Source organism: Luteibacter sp. 621, assembly GCF_050435445.1.
Taxonomy (GTDB): domain Bacteria; phylum Pseudomonadota; class Gammaproteobacteria; order Xanthomonadales; family Rhodanobacteraceae; genus Luteibacter.
The window spans coordinates 187,008-209,185 of record NZ_JBNDKI010000003.1; the positions used below are offsets into that span (position 1 = coordinate 187,008).

Consider the following 22,178-nt stretch of genomic DNA (forward strand, 5'->3'; position numbering starts at 1 on the left):
GCCGACCGGGCCTTAGCGGGGAGTCAAACCAGATGAGCAGCACCAACGGTAACTGTCGTGCGGAAACGCACGGCACGGGGAAGGGTATGGTTGCAGGTCGCTTTGTTCGCCGCATGCTCGCGGCTTCGGTCATGCTGGCCTGCGCGCAAGGCACCATGGCCCAGTCGCTTACGGGTGGCCTCTACGGCCACGAGGGCGCAGGCAGCGGCGTTACGGTGAACGTGGCCAGCCGCGCCACCGGTTTCAGCAAGGACATTACGCCCGATGCGGATGGCCGCTACAGCCTTACCGGCCTGAACCCCGGTGAGTACCAGGTAAGCCTGGTACGCGATGGCCAGGCGCTTGGCCAATCCACGGTGGTGGTGAACCCGAACCGCAATGCGCCCGTGCCGGAACTTGGCGGAGCGGCCGCCGCGGCGGCTTCTACGGTGAACGCCAGCGACCTGGGCGCCGTGACCGTGCAGGCCACGACGATGACGACCAACGTCACCCCGATCGACGTGAGCACGCCGGAGCTCACCACCAGCTACAACTACAAGCTGATCGATGCCCTGCCCGTCGACCGCAGCCCGGAAAGCGTGGCGCGGCTGGATTCCAGCGTGCGTTTCGACCAGCACAACACGGGCTATGTCTCCATCGGTGGCGCCAGCCCGGCGGAAAACCGCTACTACTACAACGAGTTCGATGTCACCAACGACAAGAACTCGCTGGGCTCCACGGCCCTGCCCGCCGAAGCCATCAGCGATACACAGCTGATCACGAACGGCGCCAGCGCCTCGTGGACCAATGCGACCGGTGGCGTCATGTCATCGACGATCAAGCAGGGTACCAACGATTTCCACGCCGGCTACTCGCTGTACTTCACGCCGCCCACATCGCGCCTGCTCAACCCGCGCGGCCACAACACACTGAACAGCATCGGCGATTACTACAGCTACTCGTCGGCCAATAACCACGACAGCATCGCCCAGCAGTACCTGTGGGCCTCCGGCGCCATCGTGAAGGACAAGGTGTTCTTCTACGCGCTGCTCGGTAACGACCCGGCATCGCGCTCGCAGGCCTACGGCCAGACCCAGAAGCAGGAAACCAGCAGCCGCGACAAGAACTACCTGCTGAACCTGACCTGGAACATCAGCAACGACCAGTCACTGAACATCCTGGCCCACCGCGATTACAGCCAGTCGTTCAACAACTTCTACCAGCTCAACGAGAACTACAACCCGAAGTCCGTGGGTGACTGGTTGTCGTGGAGCCAGACCCGCACGGATACGCGGTTCCTGATTGGTAACTACCATTGGCAGATCAACGACGACATGTCGCTGCGCCTGATGGGTGGTTACCTGGGCTCCATCGTTTACTCGCCCAATTCGAGCGACGAGAACACCGAGTTTCCCTACGTCACCTCGTACAACTCCGCGACGCAGACCCAGACGAACATCGGCCACAACAACAATCCGTTTAGCTATTCGCCATCGGACTACTGGCGCCGTGGGTACAAGGGCGACTTCACCTGGCAGCTTGGCGATCACAAGCTCGTATTCGGTGGCGAGTATTACAAACACTCGCTGGCCAGCACGACCGATTCGGTGCCGGCGGGCTGGTTCACCTACTACGACCAGGCCAACGTCGCACTGCAGAATGGCTCCGTGTCACCTGCGGATGGCAAGTACGTCACCCAGTACGTTGACCTGGAGGGCGGCTCGTTCCAGACGATCAATAAGGGCGCCTACGTCGAGGACTATTGGCAGGCCGCCGAACGTGTACTTATATACGGCGCGGTGCGCTGGGACAACTACATCTACAAGGATGGCCTGGGCAATCAGTTCATGCGCTTGCCGATCACCTCGCCACGCCTCGGCGTCTCGTGGGACGTATATGGCGACAGTTCCATGAAGATCGGCGGCAGCCTGGGCAAGTACTCGATTCCCCTGCCCTCGTCCTTCAGCTTCGGCGTCGCCGAGCCACGTACGACATACACGAACTATTACACCTATACGAGCATCGACCCGAATACGCTGGCCCCGCAGGGCCTTACCCAGATCGGCAACTCGTACATCACGAACCAGGGCGTGCCCACGCCGGCGCAGATCGCAGCGACCAATATCAAGGCGCCGTACCAGTACGAAGCACAGCTCTATGTGCAGAAGCAGCTGACGCCGGAATGGTCAGGCCTCGTGCAGTTGGGTTGGGTGGACCTGCGCCGAATCGTCGAGGACACCTGCTACGGCGGCGGCGTGCAGGCTTACGCCCAGTCCCAGGGTTATGCTGACTACACGCAGGACAATTCGACCTGCTGGCTGCTCAACCCTGGCGAACGCTTCACGCTGAAGCGCGACTACGACGGCGATGGTGAGGTTGAACCGCTTTCGATCCCGGGCGCGGCACTCGGCCTGCCCAAGCCGAAGCACAAGTACTACAACCTCAAGCTCGGCCTGACGCACGCATCGTCACCCGCCGAACCGTACTTCCTCAACCTCAGCTATACCTACGCTCGCGAGTACGGCAATACCAACGGCCTGATCGACGAAGAGCGCCGCAATGCCGGGTGGATCGGGCAGACCACCGCCTTCAACTACCCGGGCGTCATGGTGGGGAGCAACGGCAACCTGGCCGGCGATATCCGGCATAGTCTTACCGCCACGGGTACTTACGATTTCGCCAACGGTTTCTCACTGGGCGGGGTGTTTACCGCACACACCGGCGCACCGACGAGTTGCATTGGCAGTTACCCGAATACGGAAGATCCGGCCTACACGCACCTCGGCGCCCAGTCACACTTCTGTGACGGGCAACTTGAAAAGCAGGGTACGGGTAACCGACTGCCCTTCTTCTGGCAGCTCGACCTTTCGGCGACCTACGCGTGGAAGATCAACGCTTCCAACGACCTGAGCCTGCAGCTACGCGTGAGCAACGTCACGAATCGCCAGGGCACCATCGACGTCAACCAGGTCTACGATACCGGTACCCTGAACGCTGACGCCAGCTCGATCGAGAGCGTGAACTACGGCGCAGCCACCTGGCAGACCCCACGCACCACGACCCTGGCACTCCGCTATACGTTCCAGTAAAGGCTGGTTTGATGACTGATGGCATGAAGAGGCACGCCCCGGCACGACGCCGGGGCCTCCGTTCGGCACTGGTGGCCGCCTTGCTCTGCAGCAGCGGGATCATCCACGCACAGGCACTGCCGCCGCTGATCCCGATGCCGGCGGAGGTCAAACCCGCCGCCGGCCAGTTGGCGATCGATGCGCACACGCCGATCGCCTTCGCCCCCGGCGACAAGGGCGCCGAGGCGGCCGCGCATTACCTCGCGGCCGAGCTGAAACGCAGCCGTGGCCTCGACCTCGCCCTGGTCGCGACAGCCACGCCGGTTAGCGGCGCGATCATGCTGCGTACCGACCCCAAGGCTTCCGTCGACAAGCCGGATGGCTACACGCTCGATATCGATGCCAGCGGCGTGCGCATCAGCTCGCGTGGTGATGCCGGCCTGTTCTACGGTGCGGTGACCTTGTGGCAGCTGGCCACCACCGATGGCACGCAAGGTCCCACCCAGGTCCCGGACGTCGCGATCCGTGACTGGCCACGCTTCGCATGGCGCGGGCTCATGCTCGATGTGGTCCGCCACTTCCGCACGGTAGCGGAAGTGAAGGAGGTGCTCGACACCATGGCCGAGCACAAGCTCAACACGTTCCACTGGCACCTGAGTGATGACCAGGGCTGGCGCATCGAGATCAAGCGTTACCCGAAGCTCACCAGCATCGGCGGCTGGCGTACCCCGCCCGGCGCGGGCACGCATGGCGAACCGCTGAAGTACGGCGGCTTCTATACCCAGGCGCAGATCCGCGATGTCGTGGCGTATGCCGCGGCCCGCCATATCACCGTGGTGCCTGAACTGGATATGCCAGGCCACGCGCAGGCCGCGGTGGCCGCCTACCCGGAGATTGTCGGCGTCACCGGAGAACGCCCTGCGGTCTCCGTCGACTGGGGCGTGAATCCTTACCTTTACAACGTGGACGACAAGAGTTTCACCTTCATCCAGAACGTCCTCGATGAGGTGATGGCGCTGTTCCCGTCGACCTATATCCATATCGGCGGCGATGAGGCGGTCAAGGATCAGTGGAAGAACTCGCCAGCGGTGCAGGCGAAGATGACATCGCTGGGTATCAAGGATGAGAACGCGCTGCAAAGCTGGTTCACCGATCGGCTGGGCGATTATCTCGGCAAGCATGGCCGCCGCCTGATCGGCTGGGATGAAATTCTCGAGGGCGGCCTGCCCCGTACCGCCTCGGTGATGTCCTGGCGTGGCGTGGAAGGCGCGATCGATGCGGCGAAGCAGGACCACGATGTGGTGCTCGCCCCTGCGGGCTGGATGTATTTCGACAACCACCAGAGCAACCGTGCCGACGAGCCGAACGGTCGCCTCTCGGTGCTTGAGCTGAAGCGCGTGTATGGCTTCGAGCCCGTGGATGCCTCGCTCACGCCGGAACAGGCGAAGCATGTGCTGGGCACCGAGGCCACGCTATGGGCTGAGTTCATCCCGTCGCAGCGCCACGTACAGCACGCCCTGTTCCCACGTGTCGATGCCATGTCGGAAATCGCGTGGTCGCCGCGCGAAGCCCGGAACTGGGATAGCTTCCAGCAGCGCCTGCCGGCGCAGTTCCGCCGCTACGCAGCGCTGGATATCGTGCCTTCCGATACCGCCTTCGCCCCCGCGATCCACGTTAACGAAGAGGTTCCCGCCGTGCTCCGCGATGGCAAGGCCACGGTGAGCCTGGATAACCAGACCGGCTTTGGCACGCTGCGCTACACCACCGATGGCAGCACACCGGGGGCCTCGGCCACGGTTTACAGCGCACCGTTCCCGGTCACGCTGCCGGTCACGGTACGCGCCGCCACGTTTGCCCCGGATGGCATGCAGATCGCTGCCGCGCGCAGCCGCCTGATCGATCGCGATGCATTGCTTACGCGGCGCAATGGCGAGTTCACCAAGTGCCCGGATGGTGGCCTTGGCCTGCGCATGCCGCTGTTGCCGGACCTTGGTGCGATGGATACGCCGGTGTACGACGTGGATCTGTTCCACTCGTGCTGGCTGTACCCGAAGGCGCCGCTGGACGGCATCACCGGCGTTCGCGTTGAAGCGGCGCGGCTGGCCCGGAACTACGGGCTCGCGCATGACCAGTCGAAGGTTGTCTCATATCCGGCGAAAACGAAGAACGGTGAGCTGGAGGTCCACCAGGACACCTGCGCCGGTCCGCTGCTGGCCAGCCTGCCCCTGCCCGATGGCAAGGCGCTGGGCGAGAAGATCTTCCTCCAGGGCAAGCTGCCGGCCACAGGTGGCGAGCACGATCTGTGCCTGCGTATTACCGCGCCGATCACCGGTCCCTTGTATGGCCTGCAGTCCGTGCAATTGATGGGAGGCCAACGATGACCTTGCGCCCGCGTGCCGTTCGCGTGCTCGCCCTCGCGGGCGCCGTGGCCCTCGCGACCGGCGCCTGGGCTGCGGCACCGGCGACGCCGGAGCAGCGGGCAAGCGAACTGGTCGGGCGCATGAGCCTCGAGGAGAAGGTGGCGCAGTTGCAGAGTGCCGCGCCCGCCCTGCCCCGGCTGGGCATCCCGGCGTACGAGTGGTGGAACGAAGGCCTGCATGGCGCGGCGCGCTCGGGCTATGCGACGGTGTTCCCGCAGGCCATTGGCCTGGCGGCAAGCTGGCATCCGGCGCTGATGCACCAGGTCGGCAATGTGGTCTCGCAGGAGCAGCGTGCCCGTTTTGATGCGATCGGCGCGGGGCACGACCATGGCCGTTACGAAGGGCTCACTATCTGGTCGCCCAACGTCAACATCTTCCGCGACCCCCGCTGGGGCCGCGGCCAGGAAACCTACGGCGAGGATCCTTACCTCACCGGCCGGCTCGCCGTCAGCTTCGTGCAAGGCATCCAGGGCCCGGATCCGGCCCACCCGCGCGCCATCGCCACGCCCAAGCACTTCGCCGTGCACAGTGGACCGGAGGCAGGACGACATGGTTTCGACGTGGATGTATCCCCGCACGACCTGGAAGCCACGTTCCTTCCCGCCTTCCGCGCGGCCGTCACCGAGGGGCATGCCGGCTCGGTGATGTGTGCGTACAACGCGCTGCATGGCACGCCCGTGTGCGCCGATGCGGGCCTGCTCGACGATACGCTGCGCAAGGACTGGGGCTTCAAGGGCTTTGTCGTCTCCGATTGCGATGCGGTCGACGATATGACCAAGTTCCATTATTACCGCCCCGACAACGCCGGCGCGTCCGCGGCCGCGATTCGCGCGGGCACCGACCTGGATTGCGGCTTCGCCTATGCCGACCTCGGCGAGGCGGTGCGACGCGGCGAGGTGACGGAATCCGTCCTTGATACCTCGCTGGTACGCCTGTTCGCGGCGCGTTACCGGCTGGGCGAGCTGGGTGCGCCTGCCGCCAGGCCCGCCACCATCGATGCAAAGGCCAACGGCGCCCTGGCCCTGCAGGCCGCACTGGAATCGGTGGTATTGCTGAAGAACGACAACGCCGCGCTGCCGCTCAAGGGCACGCCGCGTATCGCGGTGATTGGCCCGAACGCCGATACGGTTGAGGCGCTGGAAGCGAACTACCACGCGACACCACGCGCACCGGTGACGCCGTTGCAAGGCCTGCGCGCGCGTTTCGGTGCTGACCGGGTGGCCTACGCGCAAGGTTCGCCAGTGGCGGCAGGCGTGCCCATCCCCGTGCCCGAGACCGCATGGCGTACGGGTGCTGACGCCCAGGCGGCAACCGGCCTGACCGGCGCCTATTTCGACAATACGGATTTCAGTGGCAAGCCGCGCGCCACACGCACGGATCGGAGCATCGATTTCGACTGGGACCACGTCTCGCCGGCCGGCCTGCCGAACGGCCACTACGCGGTGCGTTGGACCGGCACGCTGGTGCCACCCGGCCCGGGCGACTACACGCTGGCCGTGCACGTCGAGCGCTGCTTCGATTGCGCTGGCCACGATCCGGTGCGCCTGTTCGTCGATGGCACGCCCGTGATCGATGATGCGGGCGACGACCAGCACACGCAGGCCACTCTACACTTTGCCGATGCCCAGCCACACGCCGTGCGTTTGGAATACGTGCACAGCGGCGAGGACCAGGGCGTACGCCTGCAATGGCTGCCACCCGCCGAGGCCCAGCTTGCCGAAGCGGAGCGGGCTGTAGCCGCATCGGATGTGACCGTCGCTTTCGTGGGCCTCTCCCCCGATGTAGAAGGCGAGGAGCTGCACGTCGACGTGCCGGGTTTCGATGGCGGTGACCGCACCGATATCGGCCTGCCAGCTACGCAACGGGCGCTGCTTGAGCGTGCCGCTGCGGCAGGTAAGCCGCTGGTCGTCGTGCTGATGTCCGGCAGCGCGGTCGCGCTCGAATGGGCGAAGGGCCATGCCTCGGCGATCGTCGCCGCGTGGTACCCCGGTGAACGTGGCGGCACGGCGATCGCGCAGGTGCTGGCCGGTGACTACAATCCGGCCGGCCGCTTGCCGGTCACCTTCTACCGCTCCGTGCGTGACCTGCCGCCCTTCACGAGTTACCAGATGAAAGGCCGCACGTACCGTTACTTCAAGGGCACACCGTTGTACGCGTTCGGCCACGGGCTGAGCTACACGCATTTCGCGTACACGGATGCACAGGCCGCGGAGGCGACCGTCGATGCCGGCAAGCCACTAACGGCCAGCATCACCGTGCGCAATGACGGCGAGCGTGTGGGCGATGAAGTCGTGCAGGCTTACCTGAGTTACCCGGCGGCCGACAAACTCGCGCCGCAGCGCGCCCTGGTCGGTTTCCAGCGCGTGAGCCTCAAGCCTGGCGAAAGCCGCCGCATCACGTTCACCCTGGATCCGCGCACGCTCAGCTCCGTCGATGCGGCAGGCCATCGCACGGTGGAAGCGGGTACGTATGGCCTCTATCTCGGCGGCGGCCAACCCGGCGATGCACCCGGCCAGGCGCTGGGCTTCGCGATTCACGGCCGCCAGGCCCTGCCGCGATGAGGTTGACGCGACGCGACTTCCTGCAGGGCTCGCTCGGCGCGGCCCTGCTCGCGGGGCAAGGCACGACACGCGCCCTGGCAGCGCTGGAAAAGCACGGTGCAGCGCGTGAGCCGGTACGCCAGTACGTCGATCCGTTCATCGGCACCGGCGGCCACGGCCATACCTACCCCGGCGCCACCACGCCGTTCGGCATGGTCCAGCTCAGCCCGGATACCTACAACGCCGACTGGGATGTGTGCTCGGGTTACCACCAGCGATACCGCTCGATCATGGGTTTCTCGCACACCCACCTTTCCGGGACGGGCATCGGCGACATGATGGATGTATTGCTGATGCCGGCCACGGGCGACGTGACGCTAGTGCCGGGCGATCCCGAAGAACCCGGCACGGGTTACCGCTCGCGCTTCGATCATGCGGATGAGAGCGCCTCGCCCGGCTTCTACAGCGTGCTGCTGAAAGACCATGGCATTCGCGCCGAGCTCACCGCCACGGCACGCACCGGGCTGCACCGCTACACCTTCCCTGCTGGCAGTGCCGGCCACCTGGTGCTCGACCTGTGCCACGGCATGCAGGACAACGCGCATACACCCACGCGCGTGAGCGAGGCGACATTACGCGTGGTCGACAACCGCACGCTGCTGGGCGGCCGCCGCGTCCACCAATGGGCCAAGGGGCGGCATATCTACTTCGCCATGCGCCTGTCGCGGCCTTTCGCCCAGGCCACGCTGTACAACGAGAACCAGCCGCAAGCCGATGCGAAAGACACCGCCGGCGCGCACCTGAAAGCCGTGCTGCACTACCCGGATGCGGGCACCACCCCACTCCTGGTGAAAGTGGGCCTCTCCACGATCGACGCCGCAGCCGCCCTGCGCAACCTCGATGCCGAGCAACCCGGCTTCGATTTCGAACACACCCGTGCCAGCGCCGAGTCCCAATGGGAGCAGGAGCTAGGCAAGGTGCAGCTCCCCTGTAGCAGCGCGCTGGCGCGCGATCCCCGCACGGTGGCCCAAAAGCGTACCTTCTACACCGCCCTCTACCACTCCCTCGTCGCCCCCACCCTCACCAGCGACATCGATGGCCGCTACCGCGGCATGGATGACGCGATCCGCACGCTCCCGCGCGGCCAACACACCTTCACTACCTACTCCCTTTGGGACACCTACCGCGCCGTCCACCCGCTGCTTACCCTGGTGCAGCCGAAGCGTGTGCCCGGGCTCGTCAATAGCCTCGTGCGCATGGCTGCCGAGAGCCCCGAGGGCGTGCCCGTGTGGCCGCTGCAAGGCGTGGAGACCGGTTGCATGATCGGCTACCACTCCGCCGTCGTCATCGCCGAGGCGCAGGCGAAGGGATTCACCGGCATCGACTATGCCCGCGCGTGGCCACTGTTCCGCCAGCGTGCGATGGACGACGATTACCGCGGTCTCGCCGATTACCGCCGGCTTGGCTATATCCCGGCCGACAAGGAGTGGGAGGCCACCAGCAAGACGCTCGAATACGCGTATGACGACTGGGCCGTCGCCCACCTGGCAAAAGCCGCCGGTGCAGGCGACGACTACCGACGGCTGCGTGATCGCTCGCGTAACTACCGCAACGTGTTCAATCGCGACAGCGGGTTCGTGCAGCCGCGCCTTGCCGATGGCAGCTGGGCCACGCCGTTCGATCCGCGCGAACTCGGCCACGGTGCCCCATGGCACGATTTCACCGAATCCAACGCGTGGCAGGCCACCTTCCTCAACCAGCACGACCTGTATGGCTACATGGCCTTGTTCGGTGGCGAGGATGCCTTCGCGCGCAAGCTCGATGCCCTGTTCGCCGCGAGCTCCGAGCAGCTCCCAGGCGCACCACCCGATATCTCAGGGCTGGTAGGCCAGTACGCGCACGGCAACGAGCCCAGCCACCATGTGGCCTACCTGTACGCCTACGCCGGGCAGCACCATAAGACCCAGGCACGCGTGCGCTCGCTGCTGGCCACGATGTACCAGGACACACCCGATGGCCTGATTGGCAACGAGGATTGCGGGCAGATGAGCGCGTGGTACGTGATGAGCGCGCTGGGCTTCTATGCGGTGGATCCGGTCAGTGCCACCTACGTGATCGGCAGCCCGCTGTTCGATCGCGCCGAGATCGACCTGGGCGGTGGCCGCACGCTCACGATCGAAGCCGTGAACAACGGCCCCGACACACCCTATATCCAGTCCGCGACGTGGAACGGCAAACCGTATACACGGACCTGGCTCGCCCACGCCGACCTTGCCGCCGGCGGCCACCTCGTCTTCCACATGGGCGCTGCGCCCAACCCGCGGTATGGCGCCGATCGCGCCGACCGCCCGCCGTCCTTCGCCATGGACGCCCGCCAGGAGACCGCATGAAGCGTTCCACCCTTTCCGCCCTCGCCTGTGCCGTCGCGCTGGCTGTCGCCGCGCCGGCCGCCGTCGCGAACCCGCCCGTCACCGTCTCGGGGCCGCACTTCCTGCGCGAAGGCAAGCCGTACCAGATCATCTCCGGCGATATGCATTTCCAGCGCGTGCCACGCGCCTACTGGCAGGATCGCCTGCGCAAGGCACGTGCGATGGGGCTGAACACCATCACCACGTACGTGTTCTGGAACCTGCTGGAGCCCTCGCCTGGTACGTTCGATTTCAGCGGCAACAACGATGTGGCGGCGTTCGTGAAAGCGGCGCAGGCCGAAGGCCTGAACGTGATCCTCCGCCCGGGCCCATACATTTGCGGCGAATGGGATGCCGGCGGCTTTCCCGCGTGGCTGTTCGCCGAGCCTGGCATGCGCGTGCGCACGCGCGATCCGCGCTTCCTCGCCGCCTCCGATCGCTACCTGCAGCGCCTGGGCAAGGAACTCGCGCCGCTGCTCGCCAGCCATGGCGGCCCCATCATCGCCACGGAACTCGAGAACGAGTACGGCTCATATAACAACGACAAAACCTACCTGGAAGCGATCCGCGCGATGCTGAAACGCTCGGGCCTTGCCGATGACATGCTGCTTACCTACGACGGCCCCGATCTGCTCGCCAACGGCACGCTGCCGGATGTCACCGCGGTGATCGACTTCTCGCCGGGCGAGGCGAAGAAGAGCTTCGAGTTGCTGAAAGCGTTCCGGCCCAGCGGTCCGCTTATGGCCGGCGAATGGTGGGCTGGCTGGTTCGACCAGTGGGGCGGCAAGCACGCCGCCACGAACGCCAGGCAGCAAGCCGACGAACTCGCGTGGATGCTAAAGCAAGGCTACTCCGTGAGCGTGTATCTCGTGCATGGCGGCACAAGCTTCGGCTTTATGAATGGTGCGAACTTCCAGGGCGGCCCGGCCGACCACTACGCGCCGCAGACCACCAGCTACGACTACGACGCGGCGCTGGATGAAGCGGGGCGCCCCACTGCCAAGTACACGCAGTTCCGCGACATCATTGCGAAGGCAACGGGCGAGAAGCTACCGCCTGTCCCGGACTCACCCCCCGTTCGCACACTGCCCGCCTTCACCCTGGACGAATCCGCGTCGCTGTGGGACAACCTGCCTGCGCCGCAGGCATCCGACCTGCCTAGGTCCATGGAGGCCTACGGGCAGGGCTATGGCTACATCCTCTACCGCACCACGGTGCATGGTCCATTCAAGGGCTCGCTCTATCTGGGCGAGGTGCGTGATTACGCTGCCGTGTATCTCGACAAGCAAACACGCGGTACCGTCGATCGCCGCCTGAAACAGATGTCCATCGACCTCGACATCCCTGCCGGAGACCACACGCTGGACGTGCTGGTAGAAAACACCGGCCGCGTTAACTACGGCCCACGCATGGAAGATGGTCGCGCCGGCCTGGTCGATACTGTGATGCTTGGCGACAAGGTGCTACATGGCTGGCAGGCGTTCCCGCTGCCCATGACTGCGCCCGCCTCGCTGCACGGCTGGACCACGGCCAAGGTGGAGGGTCCGGCCTTCCATCGCGGCAAGATCACGGTAGATACCCTCGCCGATACCTTCCTGGATACCCGCGCGTTCGGCAAAGGCGCCGCGTGGCTCAACGGCGTGAACCTGGGTCGCATCTGGTCGATCGGCCCGCAGCACGATCTGTACGCACCGGGCCCGTGGTTCCGCAAGGGCGAGAACGACGTCGTGGTGTTCGATCTTGAAACACGCGACAAGCCCGCCATGCGCGGAGTGGACCAGCGCCTGTGGTCCGCTCCGGCCCCATCCCCCTGATCGCCTTCGTGCCCCTCCCCAAGGAGCTCCTCTCGATGTCGCAGCAATCCCCGTTCCGCCGCCTGAAGACCTGCCTTGCCGCCGCGCTGCTAGTCGCGCTGCCGGCCGTGTCGCAGGCGGAGTCGTTTACCGATGTGAAGCCATCGCCGCAACAGGTGGCCTGGCAGGATCTCGAGTTCGGCGTGATCGTGCACTTTGGCACCAACACGTTCCTTGACCGTGAATGGGGTGATGGCACCGCCTCCCCTTCCGTGTTCAACCCCGACAAGGTCGACCCGGACCAGTGGGCACGCGCGGTAAAAGCCGCTGGCGTGCGGTACATGGTGCTGGTGGCCAAACACCACGATGGCTTCGCGCTGTGGCCCACCGGCCAGACCGATTACTCGGTGAAGGCCAGCCCGTGGAAGGGTGGCAAGGGTGACCTGGTGCGCATGGCGTCGGAGGCGGCGAAAAAGAACGGCCTGGGCTTCGGCATCTACCTTTCCCCGTGGGACCGGCACGATCCGCGCTACAAGGATTCCGCCGCCTACGACAAGTACTACCTCGCCGAACTCGAAGAACTGGTGCAGAACTACGGCCCGCTCACCGAATGGTGGCTCGATGGGGCTGGAAGCGGTGGCCACGTGTACGACTTTGCGAAGTACGTGGAGACGCTGCGCACTTACCAGACCAACGCCATGATCTTCGCCGACGTCGCGCTGTTCGATTACGGCGATATCCGTTGGGTAGGCAACGAGCAAGGCATCGTGCAGGGCGAGAACTGGAACGTGATTGACCGCCACGGCCAGCTGCGCTGGCGTCCGCTGGAGGTGGATACCCCACTGCACAAGGATCACTGGTTCTACAGCTCGAAACCGGAGTTCGCCAAATCGCTGAAGACGGTCGATGAGCTCATGGCCAACTGGGAAAGCAGCGTGGGCCATGGCGGCCAGCTGATGCTGGGCGTGGCGCCGGATACCCACGGCCTGCTCCCGGAAGCCGATGTGCGCCGGCTGGCCGAGTTCGGCACCGCGTTGAAGGCCCGCTATGGCGATGCGGCTAACCTGGCCGCGAAGCATGTCAATGCAGATGACAACGTAGCCGCTGCGCTCGACAACGACCCAGCGACCTTCTGGTCTGCGCCCAACGGCTCCGCCAACGCCACGCTGGAAGTCGACCTGGGCCGCGTTGCGACCTTCGATCACGCCATGAGCATGGAGTGGCTCGATGGCGGCCAGCATGTACACGGCTATGCCATCCAGTACTGGGACGGCAAGGCATGGAAGACGATCGCCCAGGCCCAGGCCATCGGCCACATGAAGATCGACCACTTCGCGCCGGTCACCGCCCAGCGCGTGCGCCTGAACATCCAGTCCGCGGTTGGCACCGCGCGCATCCGTGAGTTCAAGCTGTTTAACGTGGGTCATTGAGCCGGCGAAGCGCGAGCTTCGTCTCGCGCGCTTTCATCGATGAATGTGATGGCCCTTTAAGAGCGCGCTGCGCGCGATCGCGCGCAAGCGCGCTCCTGCATTTATCTTTTGGCGTCGGGCAGGTCGTCCCAGATTTTCGGGTCTTCCGCACCTAGCACCCAGGCGCAGAAGCCCTGCAGGCCGTACTGCTTTGCGACGTCGTAACGGTCGCGGAAGGCGCGCGCGTCGGGCAGGAACACCCACTCACGCATCTGGTCGCGGTAGAAGTAAAACCACGACTCATGTTCCACCGGGTCCCACTGCATGGTGGCGCCCATCTCCTTCGCCAGCGGGAACGATTCATCCGCATCGATGTACTTGGCGGCGATGTTCGAGTTCTCCTTGCCATCCGCACCCACCGGGTTGCCGGCGTACCAGTGGTAGCCGTACAGGCCGATGCCGAGCGAGAGCTTTTCCTTGGGCACCACCTTCAACGCATACTGCAGGTGTTCCATGACCCACGGCATGCCGGCCACCGGGCCCGGCGTGGTCCAGCGGGTGTGCTGGTCGTAGGTCATCAGGCAGACCAGGTCGAGCACCTTGGACAGCGCCTCCAGATCGTACGCACCCCGCCAGTACTCCCACATCCACTTGCCGAAGGCACCGTGGCCGGCATAGCCCGGCGCGTTAGGCACCACCGCCATGGTCAGCTGCAGGCCGTGCTTGTGCAGCGCCTCGTAGGTCTGCTTCGTCAGCAAGGTGAGTGCATCGCGGTCGGTCCAGGCGATGTTTTCGAAATCGAACTGGTAGCCGCTGAAGCCATGCAGCTTCGCCTGCTCGATAAGGCTGGCGATCATCACCTTCTTCGCCGCTTCGTTACCGAGCAGCTTATGGAACTTATCCCGGTCACCGCCGGCGGAAAGGATGGGCATCACCGGCAGCTTGTGCGCCTGGGCAATCTTCAGTACGTATTCGTCCGGGCCACCCGACACCAGGCCGTTCTCGTCCACGCCGTACCAGGTGGGCACGAGAAGATCGATCTTGTCGACATGGGCCTCGAACGAGGCGATCGATTTCTGCGACTCCATCATGTAGAAGAGCGCGACCGGGTTCTTCGCGAACGCCGCGAACGGCATCCAGAGCAAACACGCGATGAGCGGGTAAAGCCAACGTTTCATGGGGACGCCTTGATCGGGGCCGCCAGCGTGATGCGGTACACGTACGCATCGCTGCCAACGGGGTGGGAAGGAAGCGTGAGATGCAGGCCAGCACTGTCCTGCGTGAAGGGGACGTTGCTGCCATCGGCCAGCAGCTCGACACGGGTGACCTTGTCGGCCGGCTTGATCGCGTGCACCGTGGCCTTGCCGTGGGCCGGCCAGCCCAGCTCGATGGCGTAGAGCTTGCCGTTACCCGCGGTGAAGCGGAAATCCTCGGCGGTGTACGGCTTGGTCTTCGTATCCTGGAACGTACCGCCCACCACCTCGGTCGGGCCTTCGCCATACACGCGCCACGGCGTGCTCGCGTAGATCGCCTCGCCGTTGGCTTTCAGCCAGCGGCCGATGCTGCGCAAGGTATCCTGCGCGCCCTGCGGGATGGTGCCGTCGGCACGTGGGCCGATATTGAGCATGAGGTTGCCGTTCTTGCTGACCACATCGACCAGCAGGTGGATGATGACCGTGGGCGACTTGTAGGTATCGTTATCGACGTAGCCCCACGAATCGTTGCTGATCGAGGTATCGGTCTGCCAGTGGGTCGTGTGGATGCCGGTGAGCTGGCCGCGCTCGATATCCAGCGTGCCCGCGCCTTCCGGGAAGTCACCCAGCTTGTAGTTCACCACCACGCCGTCGCGCTTCGCACCATCGTTGTAGTAGTACGAGAGCAGCGTCGGCAGCGTGTTGCGGAACGTGGGGTGGCCGATCCACCAATCGAAGTAAATGAGATCCGGGTGGTAGTCGTCGATAATCTCCGCCGTGCGTGCCAGCCAGTCGTCCAGCCAGGCCTGCGACGTAAAGGTCCAGTCATCGGCCAGGTTTTCGTCGTGCTTGCTGAGGTGATCGACAGCCGGGCCATACAGCTCGGCATTGGCCGGGTCATTCACATCCGAATCGAAGTGGCGGCCGCCATCGAAGAACCAGTCGTGCTCAGCGCGATGGGACGACACGCCAAAGTGCATGCCCTGCCCGCGTATCGCCTTGGCCAGCAGGCCGATCACGTCGCGCTTCGGCCCCTTCTTCACTGCCGTCCAGTCGGACAGCCTGGAGTCGTACATGGCGAACCCATCGTGGTGCTCGGCCACCGGCACCACGTAGCGGGCGCCCGCCTCGCGGAACAGTGCCGCCCAGGCATCGGCATCGAAGTGTTCAGCCTTGAACATCGGCACGAAATCCTTGTACCCGAATCGTGCCTGCGGCCCATAGGTGGCCACGTGATGGGCAAACTCCTTGGTGCCCTGCTGGTACATGTTGCGCGAGTACCACTCGCTGCCAAACGCGGGCACCGAGTACACACCCCAGTGGATAAAGATGCCGAACTTGGCGTCGTCGTACCACGACGGTGACTGGTAGGCCTTCAGGGAGGCCCAGTCAGGGCGGAACGGGCCATCGGCGACGTTGGCTGCCACGTTAGCCAGGATGGCGTTGCGGGCGGTGGCGAATTTGGCCGAGGCGTTTTGCCAGGCGGCGTCCTGGGCTTCGGGGGATAGCGTCGTAGCCGTGGGGGCTGTCGCGGCCTTGGGGGGCGTGTCGCGCGCGAGCGCGCTCCTGCAGGGGATCGTCAGGCATGCCAGGGCAAGGAGGGGGACTAGCCGTCGCAGCATGGGGTATTCCTTGTTAGCGAAAAAGAACCGGCGGCGCCGCAGGGAAACGACCACCGCCGGTGCGCGCTAAAGCTTGAAGTTAAGGGTCATGGAGTACGTACGGCCGCTTTTGTATTCCCCGATGGGCGCGTACTTGATATCAGCGTACTGGTAATAGGTCGAATCGAGCAGGTTGGTCGCGCTGAGGGTCACGCCCATCCACTCGTTGATCTGGTACGAGGCGCTGAGATCCAGTTCCTTGTACGCATCGGAGAACACATTGGAGTTCAGGCGGCCCACCTGGGTGAAGTACGGGGAGCGGCGACTGTAGTTGATGCGCGCCGACCATGGGCCATGCTCGTAGTACGGGATGATATTGATCGTATTCTTCGACAGGTACGGCAGGTTCAGCGTGTCGCCGTTGCTATCGGCATGCGTGGTGGCCTTGCTGTACGTGTAGTTGGTCTGGATGCCGAAGCCGGCACCGATATCCTGCTGGTAGATGAAAGACAGGCCGCTGACCTTGGCGTTGGACGCGTTCACCGGCGAGGTTACCGAGTACACGTTGGTCTGGCCGGTGGTCGGGTCGGTGAGCGCCCGGTCCGTCGTGGTCGTGACGATATAGCTATCGATCTTGCGCACGAAGCCTTCCACCGACAGCAAGCTGGCCGGGGCGAAATACCATTCCGCGGACAGGTCGAAGTTAGTGGACTGGTACGGCTTCAGGTCCGGGTTGCCCGCGCTGGCGGTGAAGTTGCCGGTGGCGGCACCGTTCAACGAGGTGGCGCCGGCCAGGTCGGAGTAGCGCGGCCGGGCGATCACCTTGGCGACCGACAGGCGTAGCACCTTGTCCTCGTCGATGTCGTAAGCAACGTTCACCGAGGGCAGCGGCTTGTAGTAGTGCGTGGTGTTGGAAACGCGGTTATATGCGCCGCCATCTACGTTCACGTAGTAGTTCGAGGTGTCCTTGGTATCGACATAGCGAACGCCCACATTGCCGCGCCACTTGCCCGATTCGTAGTTCACCTGCAGGTACGCGTCCTTGGTGACTTCGGCCACGCCGAACATGGCCGGGTAGTTCAGGGTGTAAGCGCCCTGCGGCAGGGAGTTGAGGTAATCGATGACCGCGCCCTTGCTGGCCGTCGGCCAATCGGTCAGGTCACCGCTGGCGTGCAGGCCATCGAACAGGCCGCTCGGCGTGGAGCCCGGGTCGAAATCGAGCAACGAGATCGCATCGGTCGTGTTGATACGGTTGCCGCGCGACTGGGTGCCATTGAAGTGGTTGGTGTACTTCACGCCCATTTCGATCTTGTTGATCGGGCCCCACTCCAGGTCACGCGAGGCATCGAACTGTGCGTAGCGCTCGCGGTCGGTGGTCTGCTCGTAGTAGATGCCACCGGCCTGGTACTGGCCGCCCAGTGAGGTATCGCCTGGCGGCGAACCGGCCGGCGATGCCGGCAAGCCCCAGTTAGCGGCCGAGCCGTTCTGGTAGTTCACGCTGGTGTTGCGGCCGTCGTAGCCGAAATCGTACCCGCCGTTCTGCAGCAGGTACTTCATGAGGTACTCGGGATCCTTGCCGCCGCTCGCGCTGGTGTAGCCCACCTGGCTGGTGAACACCCACTCATCGCCATTGAAGTCGTGGCGCAGGTTGATGCTTTTGGTCGAGACCTCGGTCTTGCGGTAATTGGCATCGAGCTCGGCGTACGGCTGGCCGTTGCCGGTATCGGCGGACACCGTCCCCGAGGTGATGTAACCGTTGGCGACGTTGATGTTGGTGAGCTTGTTCAGGTCACCGCAACCAGGGCAGACATAGCGCGATTCGCTGAAGTTGTCGTACTTGCCCTTGACGTACAGGCCGGTGAGGTTGAACTCGTTGTGCTCATCCGGGCGCCATTGCAGGGCGGACTGGATGCCGTTGCGCTCACGGTCCTGCTGGAAGTACGCACTATTGATGCCCACCGGGATCTTCGCGTTCGCGTAATTCGGGTCGCCGGTGACGGCCGGGTTGCCGGTGATGTTCGCGCCCGTGGTGTAGCCGAAGAACTCGATGCCCGCGCGCGACAGGGTTTCCTTGTCGTGCGTCACGCTGGTCAGGAACCCAAACGTATCGTCTGCGTTTTTCCAGCTCCACAGCGCAGAAGCCCGCGGATTGCCCTGCTCGGAGCGATCGTTGTAGTTGTAACCCAGCGAGCCGCGCAACGTATTCGCCGGCAGGTCCAGCGGCTTGCGTGTGTGGATGATCACCGTGCCGCCGATGCTGCCCTCGTCGATACGGGCCTCGGGCGATTTGTAGACCTCCATGAGGCCGATGATCTCGGGCGACAGCAGCGAATAGTTGAACGTGCGGCCGCTGGTATCGGTCGGGTTGCCACCCCAGTCGCCGGAAGCGATGGTCTGGCCATTCAACAACACGCGGTTCAGCGCGGCATCGGTGCCGTTCACACTGATCTTCTCGCCTTCACCGAATTGCCGGTCCACCGTGATGCCCGGCAGGTGCGAGAGTGATTCGGCGGCATTCGTGTCCGGGAACTTACCGATATCGGTGGCGCTGATCGCATCCACCACGGCGTTCGCGTTGCGCTTTACGTCGATCGCCTTTTCCAGGCTGCCGCGATAGCCGGTCACGGTCACGGCCTGCAGTTCCTGCGCCTGCTTCTCCGCCGCCTTCTGCTGGGCCGTCTTGGGCGTGGTCGCGGCCTGGGTATCCGTGCTGGCTGGCGCCGCGTCCTGCGCGTGTGCCACCGTGGCCAACGCACACAGGATGCTTGCACATAGCAACGTCTTGCTGATCGTCATGCGGTTCCTCCCCCGAGGTTTTTTTTGGGTGCACGCCACCGGCCCCGCTGGGGCAGTGCGTGATTTTTTTCTGCATGGGCCGGACCGTTGGCAGCGACCCGGGTGACTGGACCCTGTTCACCTGTGATGACCCGGGGCCGGCCCCTCGCCGACAACGTTGTCATTCACAAGCCGCAAGTTACCTGCGTTTGCGTTCACTGGCAAACTGAGTATTCAGATATGGTCTGATCGATTCAAGCTGCGCCGCACCATCACGTTGCGCCGATACCCCCTAGACAAGTTCACCTATAAACGTAGTATTTATAAATGCGCAGTCCGTTAACGGCCGGCGCGAACGCCAGGAGTACGCATGCCGTCACCGTCCGCGAGCCCCCATCCCGCACCGCCGCCCGCCCGCAAGCGCGTGGCCCTGTCACCGCTGGCCTTCGGTGGGGCCCCGGTCGGTAACCTCTATACAGAGGTGAGCGAGGCCGAGGCGTTCGCGGCGATCCGCCGCGCGTGGGATGGGGGTATACGCCATGTGGATACCGCGCCCTATTACGGTTTTGGCCTCAGCGAGCAGCGGATCGGCGAGGCACTGGCCGGCGTGCCGCGCGCCAGCTACACCCTCTCCACCAAGGTGGGCCGCCTGGTCGAGGATGCCGACGGCCGCAGCGGTGCGGGCGATGGCTTTGCGGTGGATGGGCGCGTTGCCCGCTTTGATTACAGCCGCGCCGGCGTTCGGCGCAGCCTCGAGGCAAGCCTGCGCCGCCTGCGTACCGACCGTATCGATATCCTGTTCCTGCACGACATTGGCGCCCTCACCCACGGCGATCGCCATGCCGCGGTGCTCGCCCAGGCCCTGGACGAAGCGCTGCCCGAGATGACGCGCCTGCGCGATGAGGGGCTCGTGGGTGCTATCGGCATCGGCGTGAACGAGGAAGCCATCTGCCTGGAAGTCATGCCGCGTTTCCCGCTCGATGCGCTCATGCTGGCCGGCCGCTATACCCTGTTCGAACAGGCCGAGAGCGAACACGTGATGGCGCTCGCGGCTTCCCAGGGGGTCTCGGTACTGGTCGCTGGCCCGTACAACTCGGGTTTGCTTGGCGACCCGGACCGCCCGGGCAACACCTATAACTACGCACCCGCAACTCCCGCCGTGCGCGAACGCGCGGGGCGGCTGTACGACGCGTGCCACCGCACCGGGGCTGATGTGGGCGCCGCCGCCTTGCAGTTCCCCCTCGCCCACCCGGCCGTCGCCAGCGTGGTCTGCGGCCTGCGTTCCGTCGCGGAAGTGGAAACCGCCCTCGCCCGCCAGAAAGCACCCGTGCCGGCCAGTACGTGGGCAGCGCTACGTGCCGAAGGAATCATCGCGACGGGCGTGCCCACGCCGTGATCATCGACGCACACCGCCACTACTGGGACCCTTCGCGTCTTAGCTACGCGTGGCTTGCCGGCGCGCCCGCTTCGCTGCAGCGTGCCTTCCTGCCGGCCGACTTGGCGGCCGACGGCGATGCCAGCCTGCTGGTGCAGGCGGCGCCGGACGAAGCCGAAACCCGCTTCCTTTTCGATATTGCCCGCGCCACACCCGGCACGCTCGGCGTGGTGGGCTGGGTGGATATGGAAGCGCCGGATATTGCCGCACGGCTTGACCAGCTTAGTGCTGACGGTGGTGGGCTGCTGCGCGGTATCCGCCCCATGGTTCAGGACATTCCCGATCCGGAATGGCTGCGCTCGCCCACACTCGATGACGCGTTCGATCACTTGCGCAAGCGTGGTCTGGTTTTCGATGCCCTGGTGGACGGACGCCACCTGCGCCCACTGCTTGAGCGGCTGGCAAAGCACCCGGGGCTGCGCACCGTGATCGATCATGCGGCCAAGCCGGATATCGATACCGGCGGCTACGCCGCGTGGGCCACGGCCATCGCTCGGCTCGCACAGATGCCGGATGTGTACTGCAAGTTCTCCGGGCTTCCCACGCTCACGGCAGGCGGCGCCGATGTGGTCGCACTGGATCCGTATGCCGCCCATCTATTCGACGTGTTCGGCACATCGCGCCTGATCTGGGGCAGCGACTGGCCGGTGGTGACCACGCATGCCACGTACGACGCGTGGAAGGCTTGCGCGCGACAACTCGTGCAGCGCCATGCGCCGGGCGCAGAGGCTGCTGTCTTCGGCGGCAATGCGGTTGATGTGTATTCCCTTCGTGTAAGGAACGATCCATGACGCAATCTTTTTCGTCGGGCCGGCTTGCCGGTAAGCGGGCGCTGGTGACAGCTGCGGGTGCGGGGATTGGCCGGGCTACGGCGCTGGCGTTTGCCGCTGAGGGTGCGGAGGTGTTCGCGACCGATATCCGTACCGCTGGCCTGGATGAGCTCACGGCCTCAGCGGTGGGGAGCGTGACGGGATTGCAGCTGGATGTAACGGATCCGGGGGCGATTGCGGCAGTGGTGGCGGAGCTGGGCGTGATCGACGTGCTGTTTAATTGCGCGGGGTTTGTTCACGCGGGCACGTTGCTGGATACCGACGATGCCAGCTGGCGACGCTCGTTCGCGATCAACGTGGATAGCATGTTCCATACCTGCCGTGCCGTGTTGCCGGGGATGATTGAGCGCGGCACCGGCAGCATCATCAACATGTCGTCGGTGGCATCAAGCATCAAGGGCGTGCCTAACCGCTTCGCCTACGGCACCACCAAGGCGGCCGTCATCGGCCTCACCCGTTCCATCGCGGCGGATTACGTCGCCCGCGGCGTGCGCTGCAACGCGATCTGCCCCGGCACCGTGAAGACACCGTCGCTGGGTGATCGCGTGCGTGCGCTGGGCGGCGATGAAGAAGCGGCATGGCGCGGTTTCGCCGAGCGCCAGCCCATGGGCCGCCTGGGTGATCCGCGCGAAATCGCCGCGCTCGCGCTGTATCTCGCTTCTGACGAATCGTCGTTTACCACCGGCACCATCCACGTGGTGGATGGCGGCTGGTCGAACTAAGGAAC

12 protein-coding genes are annotated in these 22,178 nt (G+C 64.7%); 9 read left to right on the forward strand and 3 right to left on the reverse strand.

Annotated elements, in window-relative coordinates; translation table 11 throughout:
• The first annotated feature begins 32 nt into the window (after positions 1-32).
• From ABIE56_RS05325 to ABIE56_RS05350, 6 genes are read left to right on the forward strand one after another with little or no spacing between them, the layout of a single operon-like run.
• On the forward strand, positions 33-3,068 hold the full coding sequence (locus tag ABIE56_RS05325) for a carboxypeptidase regulatory-like domain-containing protein (protein WP_429242790.1): 3,036 nt from the start codon (positions 33-35) through the stop codon (positions 3,066-3,068).
• Positions 3,069-3,091: 23 nt separating this feature from the next.
• Entirely contained in the window at positions 3,092-5,428 is a 2,337-nt protein-coding gene (locus ABIE56_RS05330) for a beta-N-acetylhexosaminidase (protein WP_429242791.1), read from the forward strand.
• Positions 5,425-8,028 carry a glycoside hydrolase family 3 C-terminal domain-containing protein gene (locus ABIE56_RS05335; RefSeq protein ID WP_429242792.1) on the forward strand — a complete coding sequence of 868 codons (2,604 nt, stop codon included), beginning with the start codon at positions 5,425-5,427 and terminating at the stop codon, positions 8,026-8,028. Before ABIE56_RS05330 ends, ABIE56_RS05335 begins: the two co-directional genes overlap by 4 nt.
• Entirely contained in the window at positions 8,025-10,397 is a 2,373-nt protein-coding gene (locus ABIE56_RS05340; protein ID WP_429242793.1) for a GH92 family glycosyl hydrolase, read from the forward strand. Before ABIE56_RS05335 ends, ABIE56_RS05340 begins: the two co-directional genes overlap by 4 nt.
• The gene (locus ABIE56_RS05345) at positions 10,394-12,229 is read left to right on the forward strand and encodes a glycoside hydrolase family 35 protein (protein WP_429242794.1); all 1,836 of its coding nucleotides are present in this window, start codon (positions 10,394-10,396) and stop codon (positions 12,227-12,229) included. The genes ABIE56_RS05340 and ABIE56_RS05345 overlap by 4 nt, the downstream gene beginning before the upstream one ends.
• Positions 12,230-12,264: 35 nt before the next feature.
• The gene (locus ABIE56_RS05350) at positions 12,265-13,638 is read left to right on the forward strand and encodes an alpha-L-fucosidase (protein ID WP_429242795.1); all 1,374 of its coding nucleotides are present in this window, start codon (positions 12,265-12,267) and stop codon (positions 13,636-13,638) included.
• Positions 13,639-13,739: 101 nt separating this feature from the next.
• On the opposite strand, the gene ABIE56_RS05355 is transcribed toward ABIE56_RS05350, so the two are convergent.
• The 3 genes from ABIE56_RS05355 to ABIE56_RS05365 all read right to left on the reverse strand — a co-directional run bounded on the left by ABIE56_RS05355 (position 13,740) and on the right by ABIE56_RS05365 (position 19,207).
• The gene (locus tag ABIE56_RS05355) at positions 13,740-14,795 is read right to left on the reverse strand and encodes a glycosyl hydrolase family 18 protein (protein WP_429242796.1); all 1,056 of its coding nucleotides are present in this window, start codon (positions 14,793-14,795) and stop codon (positions 13,740-13,742) included.
• On the reverse strand, positions 14,792-16,432 hold the full coding sequence (locus ABIE56_RS05360; RefSeq protein WP_429242797.1) for an alpha-L-fucosidase: 1,641 nt from the start codon (positions 16,430-16,432) through the stop codon (positions 14,792-14,794). Before ABIE56_RS05360 ends, ABIE56_RS05355 begins: the two co-directional genes overlap by 4 nt.
• A gap of 66 nt (positions 16,433-16,498) precedes the next feature.
• The gene (locus tag ABIE56_RS05365) at positions 16,499-19,207 is read right to left on the reverse strand and encodes a TonB-dependent receptor (RefSeq protein WP_429242798.1); all 2,709 of its coding nucleotides are present in this window, start codon (positions 19,205-19,207) and stop codon (positions 16,499-16,501) included.
• A 349-nt stretch (positions 19,208-19,556) separates the two neighbouring features.
• On the opposite strand from ABIE56_RS05365, the gene ABIE56_RS05370 reads away from it, so the two are divergent.
• Genes ABIE56_RS05370 through ABIE56_RS05380 form a run of 3 tightly spaced genes read left to right on the forward strand, consistent with a single transcriptional unit; the run spans position 19,557 to position 22,173 of the window.
• Positions 19,557-20,582, forward strand: a complete 1,026-nt coding sequence (locus tag ABIE56_RS05370; protein WP_429242799.1) for an aldo/keto reductase — start codon at positions 19,557-19,559, stop codon at positions 20,580-20,582.
• Entirely contained in the window at positions 20,579-21,412 is an 834-nt protein-coding gene (locus ABIE56_RS05375; protein ID WP_429242800.1) for an amidohydrolase family protein, read from the forward strand. The genes ABIE56_RS05370 and ABIE56_RS05375 overlap by 4 nt, the downstream gene beginning before the upstream one ends.
• The gene (locus ABIE56_RS05380; protein ID WP_429242801.1) at positions 21,409-22,173 is read left to right on the forward strand and encodes an SDR family oxidoreductase; all 765 of its coding nucleotides are present in this window, start codon (positions 21,409-21,411) and stop codon (positions 22,171-22,173) included. The genes ABIE56_RS05375 and ABIE56_RS05380 overlap by 4 nt, the downstream gene beginning before the upstream one ends.
• Positions 22,174-22,178: the final 5 nt, after the last annotated feature.

What these genes read in the sequence shown, in the direction of transcription:
- ABIE56_RS05325 (WP_429242790.1), top strand. Translation starts at nt 33, where the DNA reads ATGAGCAGCACCAACGGTAACTGTCGTGCGGAAACGCACGGCACGGGG.
- ABIE56_RS05330 (WP_429242791.1), top strand. Translation starts at nt 3,092, where the DNA reads ATGAAGAGGCACGCCCCGGCACGACGCCGGGGCCTCCGTTCGGCACTG.
- ABIE56_RS05335 (WP_429242792.1), top strand. Translation starts at nt 5,425, where the DNA reads ATGACCTTGCGCCCGCGTGCCGTTCGCGTGCTCGCCCTCGCGGGCGCC.
- ABIE56_RS05340 (WP_429242793.1), top strand. Translation starts at nt 8,025, where the DNA reads ATGAGGTTGACGCGACGCGACTTCCTGCAGGGCTCGCTCGGCGCGGCC.
- ABIE56_RS05345 (WP_429242794.1), top strand. Translation starts at nt 10,394, where the DNA reads ATGAAGCGTTCCACCCTTTCCGCCCTCGCCTGTGCCGTCGCGCTGGCT.
- ABIE56_RS05350 (WP_429242795.1), top strand. Translation starts at nt 12,265, where the DNA reads ATGTCGCAGCAATCCCCGTTCCGCCGCCTGAAGACCTGCCTTGCCGCC.
- ABIE56_RS05355 (WP_429242796.1), bottom strand. Translation starts at nt 14,795, where the DNA reads ATGAAACGTTGGCTTTACCCGCTCATCGCGTGTTTGCTCTGGATGCCG.
- ABIE56_RS05360 (WP_429242797.1), bottom strand. Translation starts at nt 16,432, where the DNA reads ATGCTGCGACGGCTAGTCCCCCTCCTTGCCCTGGCATGCCTGACGATC.
- ABIE56_RS05365 (WP_429242798.1), bottom strand. Translation starts at nt 19,207, where the DNA reads ATGACGATCAGCAAGACGTTGCTATGTGCAAGCATCCTGTGTGCGTTG.
- ABIE56_RS05370 (WP_429242799.1), top strand. Translation starts at nt 19,557, where the DNA reads ATGCCGTCACCGTCCGCGAGCCCCCATCCCGCACCGCCGCCCGCCCGC.
- ABIE56_RS05380 (WP_429242801.1), top strand. Translation starts at nt 21,409, where the DNA reads ATGACGCAATCTTTTTCGTCGGGCCGGCTTGCCGGTAAGCGGGCGCTG.